The following is a 17688-nucleotide window of genomic DNA, read 5'->3' on the forward strand; positions in this document are numbered from 1 at the left end:
GTCCTTCAGCCGTCCGCGCCGACCGTGCGGCGCCGCGGGATCACGGCATCCGCCGCCGGGGAAAGCAACCGCGCCATGATCTCGGCCGCGGCAAAGGCCGCGATCACGGCGGGGCGCTTGTCGCGGGGGGCGTCGGCCGCAAGCGGACAGGTCAGCCCGTCCACCGACAGCCCCTGCTGCGCGGCAAAGCGCGCATAGCTCGCCCGCTTGCTGCGGCTGCCGATCATGCCGACATAGGCCGCGTCGCCGCGCGCCAGCGCCTCGGTCACCAGCAGGAAATCCAGCGCGTGATCATGGGTCAGCACGACATAGGCGGCGCCCGGCGGCGCCGCCCTGATCTCGGCCTCGGGCAGCGGCGTCAGGGTCGTCTTGACGCCAGGCGCGGCCAGCGCCAGTTCGGCGGGCCTTGTATCGATCAGCCGCAGCGTGACCGGCAGGGGCAACAGCGCCGTGGCCAGCGCCCGGCCGACATGCCCGGCGCCCAGCACCAGCACCGACGGCCCGGCCTGGGGCGGCGTCGCGGCGGTCCGGTCCAGCACCAGCTCGACCCGGCCGCCGCAGCACTGCCCGATCTCGGGTCCAAGTGGCACGTCCATCATTGCCGTCGCCTCGCCGCGCGCCAGCATCTGCCGGGCCCGATCGATCGCCAGATATTCCAGCGCCCCGCCGCCGATCGTCCCGGTGACGCTGTCCGGGCCGACGACCATCTCGGCCCCGACCTCGCGCGGCGCCGACCCGCGGGCGCGATCAATGCGGACCCTTATCATGCCCCGGCCCTGTCCCGCTGCCCGGCGCGCAGCCGTTCCACCGCTAGCAGCACCCGTTCGGGGGTCGCCGGGGCGTCCAGCCGCGGCGCCTCGCGGTAATCGGCGACCGACGCGACCGCGTGCCCGATCGCCTCGAACACCGAGATGCCCAGCATGAAGGGCGGCTCGCCCACAGCCTTGGACCGCTTGATCGTGCGCTCCGCGTTCACCGACCAGTCGGCGAGTTCCACGTTGAAGACCTTCGGCCGGTCGGATGCCAACGGGATCTTGTAGGTCGAGGGGGCATGGGTGCGCAGCCGCCCGGCATCGTCCCACCACAGTTCCTCGCTGGTCAGCCAGCCGACGCCCTGGACGAAGGCGCCCTCGACCTGGCCCTTGTCGATGGCCGGGTTCAGCGACCGGCCGACATCATGCAGCACGTCGCTGCGCTCGATCACGTATTCGCCGGTCAGCGTGTCGACCGACACCTCGGAACAGGCAGCCCCATAGGCGAAGTAGTAGAACGGCCGCCCCTGCCCGGTCTTGCGGTTCCAGTGGATCTTGGGCGTCGCATAGAACCCCGCCGCCCACAGCTGCACGCGGGCCAGATACGCGGCCTCGATCACCTCGGAAAACGGCAGCGCCTCGCCGCGCACGACGACATGGTCGGGCACGAAGCTGATCTCGTCCGGGGTGGCGTCGCGCGCCTCGCACAGGAACGCCACCAGCCGGTCCTTGATCTGGGTGCAGGCGTCCAGCGCCGCCATCCCGTTCAGGTCGGTGCCCGACGACGCCGCGGTGGCCGAGGTGTTGGGCACCTTTTCGGTGCTGGTCCGGGTGATCTTGATCCGGGCCAGATCGACCTGGAACGCCTCGGCCACCACCTGCGCGACCTTGGTGTGCAGCCCCTGCCCCATCTCGGTCCCGCCATGGGTCAGCATGATCGAGCCATCGGTATAGACATGCACCAGCGCCCCGGCCTGGTTGTAATGCGTCGCGGTAAAGCTGATCCCGAACTTGACGGGGGTCAGGGCGATCCCGCGCCGGATGATCCCGCCTTGCGCGTTCCAGTCCAGCACCGCCTGCCGCCGCGCCGCATAGTCGCAGGACGTTTCCAGCTGATCGAGGATTCGCGGCAGGATCTGGTCCTCGACCGTCTGGTGGTAGGGGGTCAGCTGCCCATTCTGGTACAGGTTGCGCCGGCGCACCGCCAGCGTGTCCTGCCCCGTGGCATAGGCGATGTCCTCGATGATCCGCTCGGCGACGATCACCCCCTGCGGGCCGCCGAAGCCGCGGAACGCCGTGTTGGACACGCTGTTGGTCTTCATCGGGTGCGACCGCAGCTCGACATCGGGATAGTGATAGGCGTTGTCGGCATGGAACAGCGCCCGGTCGGTCACCGGCCCCGACAGGTCGGCCGAAAACCCGCAGCGCGCATACCAGTCGCCCGACACCGCCCGGATCCGCCCGCTGTCGTCGAAGCCGGCCTCGTAGTCGACGACGAAATCATGCCGCTTGCCGGTCGCGGTCATGTCCTCGTCCCGGTCGGGGCGCAGCTTGACGGCGCGACGCCATTTCTTGGCGGCCACCGCGGCGACGCAGGCGAACAGGCTCATCTGGGTTTCCTTGCCGCCGAAGCCGCCGCCCATCCGCCGCACGTTCACCACCACCGCATGCGCCGGCACATCCAGCGCATGGGCGACCATGTGCTGGACCTCGGTCGGGTGCTGGGTCGAGACGTGGATCGTGACCTCGTCATCCTCGCCGGGGACGGCCAGCGCGATCTGCCCTTCCAGGTAGAAGTGGTCCTGCCCGCCGATCACGAACCGTCCCGCCAGCCGGCGCGGGGCCGCGGCCAGCCCGGCCGCCACGTCACCGCGGCGCAGGGTCAGCGGTTCGGTGACGTAGCCCATGCCGGCATCGCGCGCGACGACCGGATCCAGATGATGCGGTATCTCTTCATACTCGACCTCCGCCGCGGCGGCGGCACGACGGGCCTGATCGCGCGTCTCGGCGATCACCGCAAAGATCGGTTGGCCCCAGAACTCCACGATGTCGCGGGCCAGGATCGGATCGTCGTCACGGCCGGTGGGGCTGACATCGTTGCGGCCCGGGATGTCGTCGGCGGTCAGCACGTCGATGACGCCCGGCATCGTCCGGACGGGGGCCAGATCCAGGCGGGTGATCCGCCCATGCGCCACGGTGGACAGCCCCAGCGCCGCGTGCAGCGTGCCAATCGGTTCCACCAGATCGTCGGTATAGTCCGCCTGCCCGGTGACGTGCAGCCGGGCCGAATCGTGCGGCGTCGGCGCGTGGCTCCCGCCGCCGATCGTGGCCGGCGCGGGATCGACGGCGCGATCCGGGGCGAGGTCGGGGGTGATCCGGTCCTGCTTCATCTCAATCTCCCACGGCGCGGTTCAGCCGCACCGGCTCGCCCGCCTGTTCCAGCCAGAACCGGCGAAAGAAGTTGGCGGCCACGGCGCTGCGATATGCGGCGCTGGCCCGCCAGTCCGACATCGGGGTGAAGTCATCCGCGACGGCACGGGCCGCCGCCTCGAAACTCTCCTGCGCAAAGGGCTGTCCCTGCAGCGCCGCCTCGGCCGCGCGGGCGCGCTTCGGGGTGCCGGCCATGCCGCCGAAGGCGACGCGGGCATCGGTGATGATTCCGCCCTCCTCCCGGATGCGGAATCCCGCCGCGACCGCCGAGATGTCGGCATTGGCGCGCTTGGACACCTTGTAGGCGGCGACCCGGGCGCCCGCCGCGCGCGGGATGATCACGGTTTCCACGAACTCGTCGGGCCGGCGGTCCTGCTTGCCGTAGGCGACGAAGAACTCCTCAAGCGGCAGCTCGCGCCGGGCGTCGCCGCGGCGCAGGATGATGCGGGTGTCCAGCGCGATCAGCAGCGGCGGGGTTTCCCCGATCGGCGAGCCGTTCGCGATGTTGCCGCCGATGGTGCCGGCATTGCGGATCTGCCAGCCGCCGATCCGCAGCACGTAATCGGCAACCTCCGGATGGTGCGCCTCGATCACCGGCAGCGCCTCGGTATAGGTCACCCCGGCGCCCAGCCGGATCTCGTCGTCGGTGACGGTCACGTCCTTCATCAGGTGGCCGATGAACAGCGCCGGGCTGATCGGGCGCAGCATCTTGGTCACCCACAGGCCGACATCGGTGGCGCCCGCCACGATCGTCGCCTCGGGGTGATCCAGCAGATGCGCGGCCAGCGCGTCGGTGTCGGCCGGCACGATGGCCCGCTCGTCGCCGCGCCGCACGTCGGCGCCCGGCGGGATGGCGGCCAGCCGCGCGGTCACCTCGTCGCGTTCGCGGGCCAGCGCGTCCATCGCCTGCCCGCCCGCCCTGGCCGCCGCCAGCGCCGCCTTGATGATGGGCTCATACCCGGTGCAGCGGCACAGATTGCCCTGCAGCGCGGTCTCGATCTGCACGACGGTCGGGTCGGGATGCTCCATCCACAGCGCGTACAGCGCCATGACGAAGCCCGGCGTGCAGAACCCGCACTGGCTGCCGTGGTGGTCGACCATCGCCTGCTGGACCGGGTGCAGCCCGCCATCGGCACCCTTCAGGTGCTCGATCGTCACCACGTGGCAGCCGTGGCAGGACGCCAGGAAGCGGATGCAGGCGTTCACCGGCTCGTAGCGCAGCACGCCCTCGTGCAGCCGTCCCACCAGCACCGTGCAGGCGCCGCAATCGCCCTCGGCGCAGCCTTCCTTGGTGCCGGTCAGCCGCCGGCCCAGGCGCAGGAAATCCAGCAGCGTGTCGGCGGGCCCCGCCGCGTCCAGCCGGACATCGGTGTGGTTCAACAGAAATTGGACGTCGCCGGTCATGTGTGCCCCACCCGTGTGTCGCACCAACATCGGGAAACTTTACCGCGGGATAAAGCGCGCTAGCATGGGAACAGTTTACACGATTTCCTGAAAGACGGAGACTCGGATGTCGTATCTGGACAGCCTGCGCGTGTTCGTCCGCGTAGTCGAGCTGGGTTCGATCACCGCCGGCGGCCGGGATCTGCGGCTGTCGCCGGCCGGCGCGTCGAACCGGATCAAGGATCTGGAAACCCGCTTCGGCGTGCGGCTGCTGAACCGCACCACCCGCACCCTGACCCCGACCGAGGTCGGCCAGGTGCTGTATGAAAACGCCCGCAAGGTCATCGCCGCGCTGGACGAGGCCGAGGCGATCGTGTCCAGCTTCTCGGGGACCCCGCACGGCGTGCTGCGGGTGGTGGCGCCGCTGGGGCTGGGCCGGCGGCTGGTCGCGCCGCTGATCCCCCGGTTCTGCGAGGACGCGCCCGAGGTCGATGTCCGGCTGCGCCTGTCGGACCGGCAGGTGAACATCGTGCAGGACGGCATCGACGTGGCCTTCTTCCTGGGCCAGCCCGAGGATTCGACCCTCAGCTGGCGCAAGATCGCCGATTGCCGCCGGGTGCTGGTCGCCGCGCCCGCCTATCTGGCGCGCCGCGGCACGCCGCAGACCCCCGAGGATCTGAAGAACCACAACTGCCTGCTGCTGCGCTTTCCCCGCTCGCCGGAATATTTCTGGCAGCTGCAGGTGAACGGCGAACGGCGCAAGCTGATGGTGTCGGGCCGCTTCGATGCCGATGACGGCGAGGTGCTGGCCGAATGGGCGCGCGACGGCGCCGGCATCGCCAACCGCCCCCGCTACGAGGTCGCGGCCGATCTGGAGGCCGGCCGGCTGGTCAAGGTGCTGCCCGACACGCCCCCGGTCGCGGCGCAGTTCGGCTGCCTGATGCCGCACCGCCAGTTGCAGGATCCCAAGGTGCGGCTGTTCGTCGACTTCGCCACCCGCGAACTCAGGGGCGCGGTCTGATCCCCGGCCCGTCGGCGTCAATCCCTCAGCGCAGGGCCGTCAGTTCGCGGCGATCGCGGTGCCGTCGGCCGACCGGAACCACGCGCGGATCGTGGCCCGTTCGGCAGGTTCCATGAAGGTGACATTGGCGGGCGGCATGGCGTCCGTCAGCCCCGCCTGCAGATAGATCTCGCGCGCCGCGCGGGCGATGTCGCGGTCGGTTTCCAGCGCGATCCCCCGCGGCGGCGCGGCGATCCCGTCCCAAGACGGCGCGGCCGCGTGGCACATCGAACAGCGGCCCAGCACGATCGACTGCACGTCCGCGAAATGGGCGCTGTCTGCCAGCCGCTGCTGGGTGTCGGTCATCGCGGTCTCGTCGCCCACCTCGGCTGGATCGCGCTGCACGCCCAGCATCGACAGCCAGACGATGCCCGCGAACAGCAGCGCCGTCACCCCCCAGGTCCACCAAGGCCAGGGCTTGCGGGCGTGCATGGTGTTGAAGAAATGCCGGATCGACACCCCCATCAGGAACACCAGCGCCGCGATCAGCCAGTTCCAGCTGCTTGCAAAGGCCAGCGGGTAATGGATCGACAGCATCAGGAACACGACGGGCAGCGTCAGATAGTTGTTGTGGGTGCTGCGCAGCTTGGCGATCTTGCCGTATTTCGCATCCGGCTTGCGCCCGGCCTTGAGGTCGGCGACGACGATCCGCTGGTTCGGCATGATGATGAAGAACACGTTCGCGGTCATGATCGTGGCGGTGAAGGCGCCCAGATGCAGCAGCGCGGCGCGCCCCGTGAACACCTGGTCATAGCCCCAGGCCATCGCCACCAGCAGCACGAACAGCACCAGCATCAGCGCCGTCGGCCGCTCGGCCATCCCCGACTTGCACAGGCGGTCATAGACCAGCCAGCCGATCGTCAGCGACCCCGCCGACAGCAGGATCGCCTGCCAGGCCGCCAGGTCCAGCTTGGCCGGATCGATCAGGAACAGCTCGGACTGCGCCCAGTAGACGACCATCAGCAGCGCCGCGCCGCTCAACCATGTGGAATAGCTTTCCCACTTGAACCAGGTCAGGTGCTCGGGCATCCGCTCGGGCGCGACCAGGAACTTGGTGACATGGTAGAACCCGCCGCCATGCACCTGCCATTCCTCGCCATGCGCGCCCGGCGGCAGGCCCGGCGCCTTCTGCAGGGCCAGGTCCAGCATGATGAAATAGAACGACGAGCCGATCCACGCGATCGCCGTGACCACGTGCAGCCAGCGGATCGCGAAGGACGCCCAGTCGTGCAGGATCACCCAGTCCATCAGCTGCCCCTGTAGGTCGAATAGCCGAACGGCGACACCAGCAGCGGCACGTGGTAATGCGCGGCCTCGGCCATCCCGAACCGGATCGGGACCTCGTCAAGGAAGCGCGGCTGCGGGCCGGGCATGTCGCCCGCGTCCAGCCAGGCGCCCACCCGGAACACCAGCTCGTAGACGCCGGGCGCGAAATCGGTTCTGGGCAGGATCGGCGCGTCGGTGCGGCCGTCGGCATTGGTCACGACCCGCGCCAGCTCGGTTCGCGCCGCGCCCTCGATCCGGTGCAGCACGATCTCCATCCCGGCTGCGGGACGTCCCCGCGCCGTGTCCAGAACATGGGTGGTGAGATATCCGTCCATCGAACCGCCTTTCCCTGCGCATGTCGCCGCCGCGACCTGCTTAGCCCGGCGCCCGCCCCGGCGAACAGTGCGCGAATCCACATGCAGTTTACAGATTTGCGAAAGGACGGGCCAAACCTGCCGGACGGGAACGCAACCCGGACCGGAACGTTAGAAGAACATACTCTGCACAAGGCGATCACCATGACCGACGATCACGACAAGACCGACCACAACCCCAAGGCCGACCCCGACCCTCAGTCGAACACCGAAAAGGACCCCGACGACTGGGTCTCGGGCGACGAACCGATGACCGGCGCGCAGACATCCTATCTCAAGACGCTGTCGGAACAGGCCCATGATCCCGACGCCTTTGCCGAGGACCTGTCCAAGGCCGAGGCGTCCAAGCGCATTGATGCGCTGAAGGACAAGCTCAAGCTGTGACAGGCCATCCGTCAGGCCGCCCCATCCGGGCTGAACCGCACGTCCCATCGAGAGGGATCACCCGATGACCGATACCCGCGTCCTGCACACCAGACCCCTCCAGGCCACGGCCTTCGCCCCCTTCGGCCAGGTGATCGAGGCCGTGGGCCCGCCCGACCGGCTGATCAACGCCGGGCGCTGCGGGCGCCACCACGACCTCGCCCGGCTCGACATCGCCGACCGGGCGGGGATCTCGGTGTTCCGGTCCGAATCGGTGACGCTGCCCTATCGCTTCGATCTGGTCGAACGTCACCCGCTGGGCAGCCAGGCTTTCCTGCCGATGACCGAACATCCGTTCCTGGTCATCGTCGCCCCCGATCTGGGCGACCGTCCGGGCGATCCGCTGGCGTTCCTGACCGCGCCCGGCCAAGGGGTGAATATCGGCCGCAACGTCTGGCACGGGGTGCTGACCCCGCTGGCCGATCCCGGCCTGTTCGCGGTGGCGGACCGCTGCGCCGACGGTCCCAACCTGCAGGAACATGTCTATCCCGCCCCGTGGACCGTGCTGCCCGGCTGACGGCCAGCCAACACGCAGCCCGTCAGCCCATCAGCCGCTGCACCGCGCGCCCCGCGTCGGCGGCGATCCGGGCCGGGTCGGCGGTGGTCAGCCGGTGCTCCTGCACCACCGCGCGGCCCTCCACATACACGGCGCGGGGCCGGACCGGCGCGCCGAACACCAGCGCCGCGACCGGGTCCCACTGCCCCGCCGCGGTGATCTCGGCCACGTCCCACAGCACCAGGTCGGCGCGCATCCCCGGCGCCAGCTGGCCAATGTCGGACCGGCCCAGCACCCGGGCCCCGCCCCGCGTCGCGATCTCCAGCACCTCGCGGGCGCCCATCGCGCCGGGGCCGTCGCGCAGGCGCGCCACCAGCATCGCCTGCCGCGCCTCCAGCCCCAGATGGCTGCTGTCGTTCGACGCCGAGCCGTCGACCCCCAGCCCGACCGGGACCCCGGCGTCGCGCATCGCCCGCACCGGGGCGATGCCGCTGGCCAGCCGCGCGTTGGAACAGGGGCAATGCGCGACCCCGGTCCCGGTCCGCGCGAACAGCGCGATTTCCGGGTCCGACAGCCGGACGCAATGCGCGTGCCACACGTCGTCGCCGGTCCAGCCGACGCTTTCCGCATAATCGCCCGGCGTCATGCCGAAGCGTTCGCGCGAATAGGCCACGTCCTCGTCATTCTCGGCCAGGTGGGTGTGCAGCCGCACCCCCCGTTCGCGGGCCAGCACCGCCGCGTCGCGCATCAGCTCGCGGCTGACCGAGAACGGCGAGCAGGGGGCCAGCGCCACCTGCAGCATCGCGCCCGGCGTGGGATCGTGGAACGCCGACACCACCCGGTCGCAGTCGCGCAGGATCGCCGCCTCGTCCTCGACCAGCGCGTCGGGGGGCAGCCCGCCCTGGCTTTCCCCGATCGACATCGCGCCGCGGGTGGCGGTGAAGCGGATGCCGATATCGGCGGCGGCCGCGATGCTGTCGTCCAGCCGGGCGCCGTTCGGAAACAGGTACAGGTGATCGGACGAACAGGTGCAGCCCGACAGCGCCAGTTCGGCCAGCCCCAGCCGCGCCGACAGGGCGATGTCGTCGGGCGTCAGCCGCGCCCAGATCGGGTACAGCGCCCGCAGCCAGCCGAACAGCGCCGCGTCCTGCGCCGCCGGCACCGCCCGGGTCAGGGTCTGGAACAGGTGGTGATGGGTGTTGACCAGCCCCGGCGTGACCACGCAGCCGGCGGCATCGACGATCTCGGCCCCGGCGGCCCGTGGATCGTCGCGCCGCAGCGCCGCGCCGGTCGCGACGATCACCCCGTCCTCGACCAGCACGCTGCCGTCCGCGATCTCGCGCAGCGCGTCGTCCATGGTGACGACGACGCGGGCGCCGCGGATCAGCAGCCGCGACCGCGGGGCACCGGCGGCAGGGCGCCCGCCGGACGCCTGCGCGGCCGGCCCCGCCCCCGGATCAGTGGGCATCCGAGGCATGGCCGGCCTCGCGGACCGCATCCTCGTCGACATGCGGGGCGCCGTTGTAGAACCAGTTCAGCAGCACCGCCGAGATCGCCGCCAGCAGGATGCCGGAATGGATCAGCGGGTGGATCGCGTGCGGCATCCACTGGTTGAACTTGGGCGCGATCAGCGGGATCATCCCGACGCCCACCGAGATCGCCACGATGAACAAATTGTGGCGGTTGCCGGCGAAATCGACCCGCGACAGGATCCGCACCCCGGTCGCCGCGACCATCCCGAACATCACCAGCCCGGCCCCGCCCAGCACCGTCGTGGGCAGGCTTTCGACCAGCGCCCCCATCTTGGGGATCAGCCCCAGCAGGATCATGATCGCGCCGCCGGCCACGCAGACAAACCGCGACCGGATGCCGGTGACCCCGACCAGCCCGACATTCTGGGAAAACGAGGTATAGGGAAAGGTGTTGAACAGCCCCCCGATGGTGGTGCCCAGCCCGTCGGCGCGCAGCCCGGCGGCCAGCGATTTCTGGGTCAGCGGCTTCTTGCAGATGTCGCTCAGCGCCAGGAACATGCCGGTCGATTCGATCAGCGTGACCAGCATCACCAGCACCATCGTCGCGATCATGATCGGGTCGAAGGTCGGCGTCCCGAACTGCAGCGGCCGGATGAAGGCGAACCAGCCGGCCTCGGCCACCTTGTCGAAATGCATCATCCCCAGCAGCGCGGCGATCACCCCGCCGACCATGATCCCGATCAGCACCGCGATGTTGGCCAGGAACCCGGTGGCATAGCGCGACACCAGCAGGATGGTGCCCAGCACCAGCGCCGCGATCACGATGTTCTGCCCCGACGCGTAGGCGGGGTTCGCCACGGTGGGCGCCAGCTGCACGCTGGCCGGCACCTCGCCCGCGGCCCGGGCCGATTCCAGCCAGGCGGCGGCGGCCGGGTCCACGATCTGCGGCGCGGTCGGACCGACCTGCAGGCCGAAGATCCAGTTGATCCCGATCGGCATCAGGGTGATGCCGATGGTCAGGATCAGCGTGCCGGTGACCACCGGCGGAAAGAACCGCAGCATCCGGCTGACCAGCGGCGCGATCAGGATTCCGATGATCCCGGCCGCGATGATCGCCCCGAACAGCGCCCGCGCCCCCTCGTGCCCCGGCGTGGTCTGGGCGATGGCGACCATCGGCCCGACCGCGGCGAAGGTCACGCCCATCATCACCGGCAGCCGCACCCCGAAATACTGGGTCGCCCCCAGGCTCTGGATGATCGACACGATGCCGCAGACGAACAGGTCGGCGGAAATCAGGAAAGCCACCTCCTCGGGCGACAGCTGCAGCGCCCGGCCCACGATCAGCGGCACCGCGATGGCGCCCGCATACATCACCAGCACATGCTGGAACCCCAGCGTCAGCAGCTTGGGCGCCGGCAGCATCTCGTCCACCGGGTGCACCCCGGCGCGGCCGGCCTCATCCATCGTCGCGTCCATCGTCCCTCCCTCTCGAAATCATTCGTGCGGCGCCAGCACGAAACGGATCACGAACAGCGCCGCCACCACCCAGGTCGCCACATGCACCTCGCGCGACCGGCCGGTCAGCAGCTTCAGCCCCGCATAGCTGATGAAGCCGAAGGCCAGCCCGTTCGCGATCGAATAGGTGAACGGCATCGCCAGCGCCGCCAGCACCGACGGCGCCGCCTCGGTCACGTCGTCCCAGTCGATCTCGACCAGTTCGCGCAGCATCAGCGTCGCGACATACAGCAGCGCCGGCGCGGTCGCCTGCACCGGCACCGACCCGGCCAGCGGCGCCAGGAACATCGCGCCCAGGAACAGCACCGCCACGACCAGCGCGGTCAGCCCGGTGCGGCCGCCGGCCTGCACCCCGGCGGCGCTTTCCACATAGGCGGTGGTCGATGACGTCCCCAGCATCGAGCCGGCGACGATCGCCGTCGAATCCGCCATCAGCGCCCGGCTGAGACCCTTGTTGCTGTGCTGCGGCCCCTCGACCAGCAGCCCGGCGCGCTTGGCGACCCCGATCAGGGTGCCCGTCGCGTCGAACACCTCGACCAGCACCAGCACCAGCACGACGTTGACCAGCCCCAGCCCCAGCGCCCCCATCACGTCCAGCTGCATGAAGGTCGGCGCGACCGAGGGCGGCGCCGACAGGATCCCGCCGAATTCGCTGTTGCCCACCGCGATCGACAGCAGCGTCACTGCCAGGATGCCGATCAGGATCGCGCCCGGCACCTTCAGCGCGTCCAGTGCCGCGATCACCAGGAACCCGGTCACCGTCAGCAGCACCGGGGCCGAGGTGACGTCGCCCAGCGTGACGAAGGTCGCGGGGCTGGCCACCACCAGCCCCGACGAGGTCAGGGCGATGATCGCTAGGAACAGCCCGATCCCGGCGGCGATGGCGCTGCGCATCGAATGCGGGATGCCGGCGATCAGCCAGCGCCGGATCCCGGTCACCGACAGGATCAGGAAGATCACCCCGGAAATGAACACCGCGCCCAGCGCCTGCTGCCACGTATAGCCCAGCGCGCCCACGACGGTGAAGGCGAAGAACGCGTTCAGCCCCATGCCCGGCGCCATGCCGATCGGCCAGTTCGCCCACAACCCCATGATCGCGGAGCCGATCGCGGCGGCCAGGCAGGTGGCGACGAACACCGCGTCCCGGTCCATCCCGGTGGTCGACAGGATGTCCGGGTTGACAAAGATGATATAGGCCATGGTCAGGAAGGTGGTGACCCCCGCAACCAGCTCGGTCCGAACCGTGGTCCCGTGCGCCTCCAGCCTGAAGTAGTCCGCGATCATCCTGCCCCTCTCCCTCGCGGCCGCTTGCCGCGGCCCTTTTCGCCGGCATCCGGGGCCGGTCTGCTTCAATCCTGCCCGCGATCCTGTCACCGGCCCTGCCAGCCGTCCAGCATCCACCCGGGGCAGCACGGCCGATCCGGGCAGCCTATGGGCGAGTGGCCGGGCGGGTCCTTGTCGGAGTTCGCGCGACTGTTTCAAGCTTTCGCGCAGAATGGCGGGCCTGACCGGGCCGGTGCGGGTCCGGTCGGCCGGTTTGGGCAAGGTTCCGCCGTCCGGCGCGCCTGACCACGACGTGAGGTGACACGCGCGCCCGGTCGTTTATGGATCGGGAAACTTCGTGGTTAACAGCAGCGGCCCGGCCGGACCGGCAGGCCGCGCAGCGACAGCGAAAGGCCCGCGCCATGACGCACCGCCACCCTCCGACCCGTCCCCGGACGCTGGCCCTGATCGCCTGCCTGTTCGCGACACAAGCGGGCGCCCAGACCAGCGGCGACCTGCCGACCCCCAGCGAGATCTGGCGGCACCTGTCGCCCCCCGCCGAATCGACCCCAGAGCCCGAACCCGCTCCGGCGCCCGAACCGGCGCCCGCGCCTGCCCCCACGCCCGAACCGGAACCCGCGCCCGCGCCGGAACCGGCGCCGACCCTCACGCCCACACCGGAACCCACGCCCGCCCCCGAGCCGGCGCCCACGGCGCCGCCCGAACCGGCGCCTGACTCGGCACCCGCGCCCGCTCCGGCACCCGCGCCTGAACCGGCACCTGCGCCCACGCCCGAACCCGCACCCACGCCCGAACCAGCGCCAACCCCCGAACCCGCACCCGTCCCTGAACCGACGGCACCCGCAGCCCCGCCCAGCGCACCCGCCGCGGCCACCCCGCGCAGCGCGCCCGCCGCCACGACCCAACGGACCGCGCCCGCGTCCACCGCCCCCGCGCCGTTCCGCACCTTGGCCCAGGCCCGGGTCGTGATCCACTATCCCGAACTTGACGGCCGGCCGCGGTCCCAGCGGCTGGTCGCCACCCTGCTCGCCGCCGGCGCCGGCGAGATCCAGACCCGCGCCGTCCGCTACCCGGTCGACCGGCAGAGCATCCGCTACTACCACCCCGCCGACCGCGCGGTCTCCTACGTCATCGCCGACCTCGTCGGCGGCGGCGGCCCCGCGACCGTCTCCGACTTCACCACCTTCCGCCCGTCGCCGCGGATCGGCACGGTCGAGATCTGGCTGCCCTGACCCGCGGCGACCGGTCCGGTTCGGTCCGTCAGGGCGGCGCTACTCGGGCCGGACCCTGGCCATCTCCTCGGGGCTGAGGAAGTAGAGGTGCATGTCATAATGCGGCACCTCGAATCCCGCGTGCCCCTCCGGCTCAAAGCCGATGTTCACGTGATCGACGGCGGGCAGCCCCGCCATCCCCGACAGGGCCGGCCAGGACTTCCCTGCCGCGAACTCGTCCTGGGCGATCATGAACTCCAGGCAGACGATCCTGCCCTGGTGCACGCAGTAGATGGGCCCGAGCGGCATGGTTGCCGGCGCCCCCCAATGCGCGCCCATCCCGGGCACCGTGGGCGACAGCTGCACGACACCCTCGGGCAGCGAGTCGGCGCGGGGCAGCGCATCATAGGCCCCCTGCGCCGTGGCCGTCGCAGGGAGGGCCAGCAGACCAAGCAGCAGGGTGGACGCACGTTTTCCGATCATCTCGTTCTGCTCCTGTCACGATCAGGGAAATGGCAACGATTCGACGAAATGGGCGTGGTGCGGGCGGCGGGCGGTCAGCCGCTCTCTGTCTGGCGCCCACCTAGGACGGCGGGACCGGAATCGGCAGGATGCTGGCGATCTTCCACGCGTCGCCCTCCCTGACCCAGATCTGGTTGAGCAGAAAGCGCGCGGGCTGCGCGTCCTGACCGGCCGGGGCGATCATGAACGTGACGGGCACGTAAAGCTGCACCACGTCGGGACCCAGCTCGACGATCTTCAGGTCGTCGAGCATGGGGTCGAGCGACCATGTGCCCTGGTAGAGCGTCCCGAACCGTTCGAGCGCCGCGTCCCTGCCCCAGATCGGCGCACCGCGCGTGATCCACAGGAACGCGGGCGAGTCCTGCAGCAACGTGCCGGCCGCCTCGATGTCGTGGGCGTTCTGCGCCGCCACGAACGCGTCGAACCGCTCCCTGACGTCGTCCCGGGGTTCAGCCTGGGCGCTTCCGATCATTCCGATCGTGGAAAGCAGAAGGACGAAAATGGCAGTCCGCGAGGTCCTGTTCATGACAGCCCTCCCTTCCATAACTTTCTCGAATAACAGAATTTTTTCCGTTAATCAAGATGCATCATCAACTTACCAGCGGTCCGCAGGCGTGCGCCAGCCGGCCCGAATTTTGGGCTGGCGCCCCTCGCGAGGGATCTCCGCAGCGCGCTTCGGTTGCCCGACGCCCATCGCACCAATGTCGCGCGGCGCACTTCCAAGTCATTTAGCGCGGGCTTGGTATCAAAACCGTCCATCGAGCGCTGATCGAGTCCGCCACTGTCCTCGCTTCGTAGTGTGCCGCATCTTCATGATAGCCCCAATTAGCTGCAAGGATCTTGGCGGTCTCTGTTATTGCCTGATCTAGACCTGCGGAATAAAATTGCGCCATCAAGCCGACGAGTTGTGCTTCTGATGGAAGTGGTTTTTTCACGCCGGCACGCTGCTTTCGTTTCGGACGGATGACATAAGCGCCCATCATCCAAAGCAGCTGATCCGCATCGTTGACGCTCTCCCCTTTCGGCGTGACGGCTTCACCTATTATCGCGTATTTCCAGAAGTCACGTTCTTCCTTCGAGAGACCCTTGAACAGAACGTCCGGTGGATACCCATTCGTCACCGCGTCCCGCGCATCCTGCGGCATCCAGGCGCGGAGCAGTCTGATCACGTGACGGTCAGGCTTGAACGATTGCCAGCCGAGGTTCCGCAGAAACTCGGACGCGAGCGCCGGACCCATACCGAATATCTTTGTCGCGCTAACGTCGGGGCTGGATCGTAGAGCTTTGTCCCCTTTGGCGAGCAGCAGGCTGACTGCCGCCGTCAACTTCGTGTCGCTAAGTCGCGAATCCCGTTCTCGCAACTCCTCGCGCGCCTCATTCAGCAAATGGCCGTACTCAGGTGTTGATCGAAGAAATTGAGCAAAGCGGATAATAGACTTCGAATCCTGCCGTGCCGTCTGCCCCCCTAAGATCGCAGTCAGCCGGGCGAGAAGCGCTTCTCTCTCCGTTGGTGCGTCCGCGACCGATGCGACGGCAACAGGATCAAACTTTAAAAGTGCGGATTTGAGATCTTCTAACTTCGCGATCACTTTGCTCCAATTACGGCTGTTGCTTGCAAGCGCCAGAGCAGCGGCCGTAAATACTTCATCATCGGGGGACGCAGCACCAGCACCCATGGATGGAAGGAGAGGTTGAAACTTCGACGCTACGGCGTCCTTGAGTTCGTCGCCAACGGTTCCCGGTGGGGCGCCATAATCTCGCGCGACTCGTCCCGCAATTACGGGATTAAAGAAAATCGCTTTGCGCATCGCGTCGAAGTCGAGGACAAAGGCATGGTCCTTTTGACGAACGAGATAACCGGTATTTGTCGCCTCTGACGTATACGACTTATTCACCCCAAACCTCCAAAAACTCCCGCCACTCGCCCTTGCTCATCCCGGAGTTTTCCTGGGTCACCGCCTCGCCGGCCAGCCGCCGCTTCAGCACCGCGACCCCGGTGGCCGACAGCGACGCGCCGCCCAGCCGGTAATCTGCGAAGGCCTTGTAGGCCAGCGGCACCCAGTCGGCGGTGATCCGGGCGATCGCCTCGGCATAGACCCGGATCTCGTACTGGGCGTGCGGGTCGGCCCGCAGCCGCAGGAAATGGAACAGGTTGTGCAGGTCGGTCTTCCAGTACCACTGCGTGTAGATGCTGGCCGGCAGGTTCATCCGCGCCAGTTCCCGGGCCAGCCCCTGCTGCGGCGACCCGTCCGGGGCGGTGTCGCCCAGCATCGCCTCGTAATGGTCATAGGCCCGGGACGCGTCGCCCTTCAGGAACTCCAGCACCCGCTGCGCCTCGTCCCCGTCCAGCGCCGCGCCGCGGCCCTGGTTGTTGATCGTGGACTGCGCCGCCAGCTGCTCCGGCGCCGGCACGTAGAACTCGCGGTCCAGGATCGAATAGCGCGCCGAGTACTCGTTCACGTTGGCGGTGCGGTGGCGGATCCACTGCCGCGCCACGAACACCGGCAGCTTGACGTGGAACTTGACCTCGCACATCTCGAACGGGGTCGAGTGCCAGTGCCGCATCAGATAGCGGATCAGCCCCTCGTCATTCTGCACCGCCTTCGTTCCGCGGCCATAGCTGACCCGCGCCGCCTGCACGATCGCCGCGTCGTCGCCCATGTAGTCGACGACCCGCACCATGCCGTGGTCCAGCACCGGATGCGCGACATGCAGATGCGCCTCGATCCCCGGGGCGGTGGCGCGCAGCGTCTGGTGCCGCTCGGCGCGGGCGGCCTCGATCTCTTGCTGCTGGTCAGGGGTCAGGGTCATGGGGCGATTCCTTCGGCATCTGTCCCGGGCATTGTGGGGGTGCCGGTGTTTCAACACAAGTTGTGGTGGTACCGGCCATCTGTTGTGGGCGGCGGATCGGGGTGGGGCAGGAAAACTGCATGAACCATGCATGAACGCTGCATGAACATCGCCCGGTCCGGCGCAGCAGCCGGGTGGCTGGCCCGTGCCCCTCTGGACCCCGCCGGACGGCTCTGCCACCCTGCCCCGGAACCACCGCAAACAGGGATGACCGCATGACGATCCGCTATCTGCACACCATGGTCCGGGTCAAGGATCTGGACGCCACGATGCGCTTCTTCGGCCTGCTGGGCCTGCGCGAAACCCGCCGCGTCGACAACGACAAGGGCCGGTTTTCACTGGTTTTCATGGCGCCGGAAGGGCAGGAGGAAACGCCCGTCGAACTGACGTACAACTGGGACGGCGACGACGCCCTGCCCTCGGACAGCCGCCATTTCGGCCATCTCGCCTACAGCGTCGACGACATCTACGCGATGTGCGAAAAGCTGCAGAACGCCGGCGTGACGATCAACCGCCCGCCCCGCGACGGCCACATGGCCTTCATCCGCAGCCCCGACAACATCTCCGTCGAACTGCTCCAGGCCGGCGCCCCCCTGCCGCCCAAGGAACCCTGGGCCAGCATGGAAAATACCGGTCACTGGTAAGGGGTT

General features: G+C 68.9%; 17 protein-coding genes. 5 read left to right on the forward strand and 12 right to left on the reverse strand.

The annotated features are described in order from the left end of the window. Window positions 1–5: 5 nt before the first annotated feature. Genes xdhC through xdhA form a run of 3 tightly spaced genes read right to left on the reverse strand, consistent with a single transcriptional unit; the run spans window position 6 to window position 4586 of the window. Window positions 6–767 carry a xanthine dehydrogenase accessory protein XdhC gene (xdhC, locus tag Q0938_RS11300; RefSeq protein ID WP_299362239.1) on the reverse strand — a complete coding sequence of 254 codons (762 nt, stop codon included), beginning with the start codon at window positions 765–767 and terminating at the stop codon, window positions 6–8. Beyond that, entirely contained in the window at window positions 764–3142 is a 2379-nt protein-coding gene (xdhB, locus tag Q0938_RS11305) for a xanthine dehydrogenase molybdopterin binding subunit (protein WP_299362241.1), read from the reverse strand. The genes xdhC and xdhB overlap by 4 nt, the downstream gene beginning before the upstream one ends. A gap of 1 nt (window position 3143) precedes the next feature. Then, window positions 3144–4586 (reverse strand): xanthine dehydrogenase small subunit, encoded by a 1443-nt coding sequence (xdhA, locus tag Q0938_RS11310; protein ID WP_299362244.1) that lies wholly within the window; start codon window positions 4584–4586, stop codon window positions 3144–3146. A gap of 106 nt (window positions 4587–4692) precedes the next feature. On the opposite strand from xdhA, the gene Q0938_RS11315 reads away from it, so the two are divergent. Next, window positions 4693–5586 carry a LysR family transcriptional regulator gene (locus Q0938_RS11315; RefSeq protein WP_299362247.1) on the forward strand — a complete coding sequence of 298 codons (894 nt, stop codon included), beginning with the start codon at window positions 4693–4695 and terminating at the stop codon, window positions 5584–5586. Between the two features lie 39 nt (window positions 5587–5625). Here Q0938_RS11315 and Q0938_RS11320 read toward each other — a convergent pair whose 3' ends face one another. Together Q0938_RS11320 and uraH are read right to left on the reverse strand one after the other, a co-directional pair. Next, window positions 5626–6876: a urate hydroxylase PuuD gene (locus Q0938_RS11320; protein WP_299362495.1), complete on the reverse strand. Its 1251-nt coding sequence runs from the start codon at window positions 6874–6876 to the stop codon at window positions 5626–5628. Next, complete coding sequence (uraH, locus tag Q0938_RS11325; RefSeq protein WP_299362250.1) at window positions 6873–7226, reverse strand: hydroxyisourate hydrolase; 354 nt, start codon at window positions 7224–7226, stop codon at window positions 6873–6875. The genes Q0938_RS11320 and uraH overlap by 4 nt, the downstream gene beginning before the upstream one ends. Before the next feature lie 183 nt (window positions 7227–7409). On the opposite strand from uraH, the gene Q0938_RS11330 reads away from it, so the two are divergent. Together Q0938_RS11330 and Q0938_RS11335 are read left to right on the forward strand one after the other, a co-directional pair. Continuing rightward, on the forward strand, window positions 7410–7649 hold the full coding sequence (locus Q0938_RS11330) for a DUF3072 domain-containing protein (RefSeq protein ID WP_299362253.1): 240 nt from the start codon (window positions 7410–7412) through the stop codon (window positions 7647–7649). 64 nt (window positions 7650–7713) lie between these two features. Beyond that, the gene (locus Q0938_RS11335) at window positions 7714–8205 is read left to right on the forward strand and encodes an ureidoglycolate lyase (RefSeq protein WP_299362256.1); all 492 of its coding nucleotides are present in this window, start codon (window positions 7714–7716) and stop codon (window positions 8203–8205) included. 22 nt (window positions 8206–8227) lie between these two features. Here Q0938_RS11335 and Q0938_RS11340 read toward each other — a convergent pair whose 3' ends face one another. From Q0938_RS11340 to Q0938_RS11350, 3 genes are read right to left on the reverse strand one after another with little or no spacing between them, the layout of a single operon-like run. Next, window positions 8228–9652 (reverse strand): 8-oxoguanine deaminase, encoded by a 1425-nt coding sequence (locus Q0938_RS11340; RefSeq protein WP_299362258.1) that lies wholly within the window; start codon window positions 9650–9652, stop codon window positions 8228–8230. After that, window positions 9642–11132, reverse strand: coding sequence for a nucleobase:cation symporter-2 family protein (locus Q0938_RS11345; RefSeq protein WP_299362260.1), 1491 nt, complete (start codon window positions 11130–11132; stop codon window positions 9642–9644). The genes Q0938_RS11340 and Q0938_RS11345 overlap by 11 nt, the downstream gene beginning before the upstream one ends. 18 nt (window positions 11133–11150) lie before the next feature. Beyond that, a complete protein-coding gene (locus Q0938_RS11350; RefSeq protein ID WP_299362262.1) occupies window positions 11151–12455 on the reverse strand; it encodes an NCS2 family permease in 1305 nt (434 codons plus the stop codon). Between the two features lie 401 nt (window positions 12456–12856). On the opposite strand from Q0938_RS11350, the gene Q0938_RS11355 reads away from it, so the two are divergent. After that, window positions 12857–13687: a hypothetical protein gene (locus Q0938_RS11355; RefSeq protein WP_299362264.1), complete on the forward strand. Its 831-nt coding sequence runs from the start codon at window positions 12857–12859 to the stop codon at window positions 13685–13687. A 39-nt stretch (window positions 13688–13726) separates the two neighbouring features. Here the strand turns inward: Q0938_RS11355 and Q0938_RS11360 are convergent, their stop codons facing one another. From Q0938_RS11360 to thyX, 4 genes are all read right to left on the reverse strand, one after another. Continuing rightward, a complete protein-coding gene (locus Q0938_RS11360; RefSeq protein ID WP_299362266.1) occupies window positions 13727–14149 on the reverse strand; it encodes a hypothetical protein in 423 nt (140 codons plus the stop codon). Window positions 14150–14249: 100 nt separating this feature from the next. Continuing rightward, a complete protein-coding gene (locus tag Q0938_RS11365) occupies window positions 14250–14714 on the reverse strand; it encodes a nuclear transport factor 2 family protein (RefSeq protein ID WP_299362267.1) in 465 nt (154 codons plus the stop codon). Between the two features lie 202 nt (window positions 14715–14916). Continuing rightward, a complete protein-coding gene (locus Q0938_RS11370) occupies window positions 14917–16083 on the reverse strand; it encodes a hypothetical protein (protein ID WP_299362269.1) in 1167 nt (388 codons plus the stop codon). Further along, window positions 16076–16999 (reverse strand): FAD-dependent thymidylate synthase, encoded by a 924-nt coding sequence (gene thyX / locus Q0938_RS11375; protein WP_299362272.1) that lies wholly within the window; start codon window positions 16997–16999, stop codon window positions 16076–16078. The genes Q0938_RS11370 and thyX overlap by 8 nt, the downstream gene beginning before the upstream one ends. Window positions 17000–17253: 254 nt before the next feature. Between thyX and Q0938_RS11380 the strand changes: the two genes are divergently transcribed. Continuing rightward, the gene (locus Q0938_RS11380; RefSeq protein WP_299362275.1) at window positions 17254–17682 is read left to right on the forward strand and encodes a VOC family protein; all 429 of its coding nucleotides are present in this window, start codon (window positions 17254–17256) and stop codon (window positions 17680–17682) included. Window positions 17683–17688 lie beyond the last annotated feature (6 nt).

It is taken from the genome of uncultured Paracoccus sp., assembly GCF_947496875.1.
Taxonomy (GTDB): Bacteria; Pseudomonadota; Alphaproteobacteria; order Rhodobacterales; family Rhodobacteraceae; genus Paracoccus.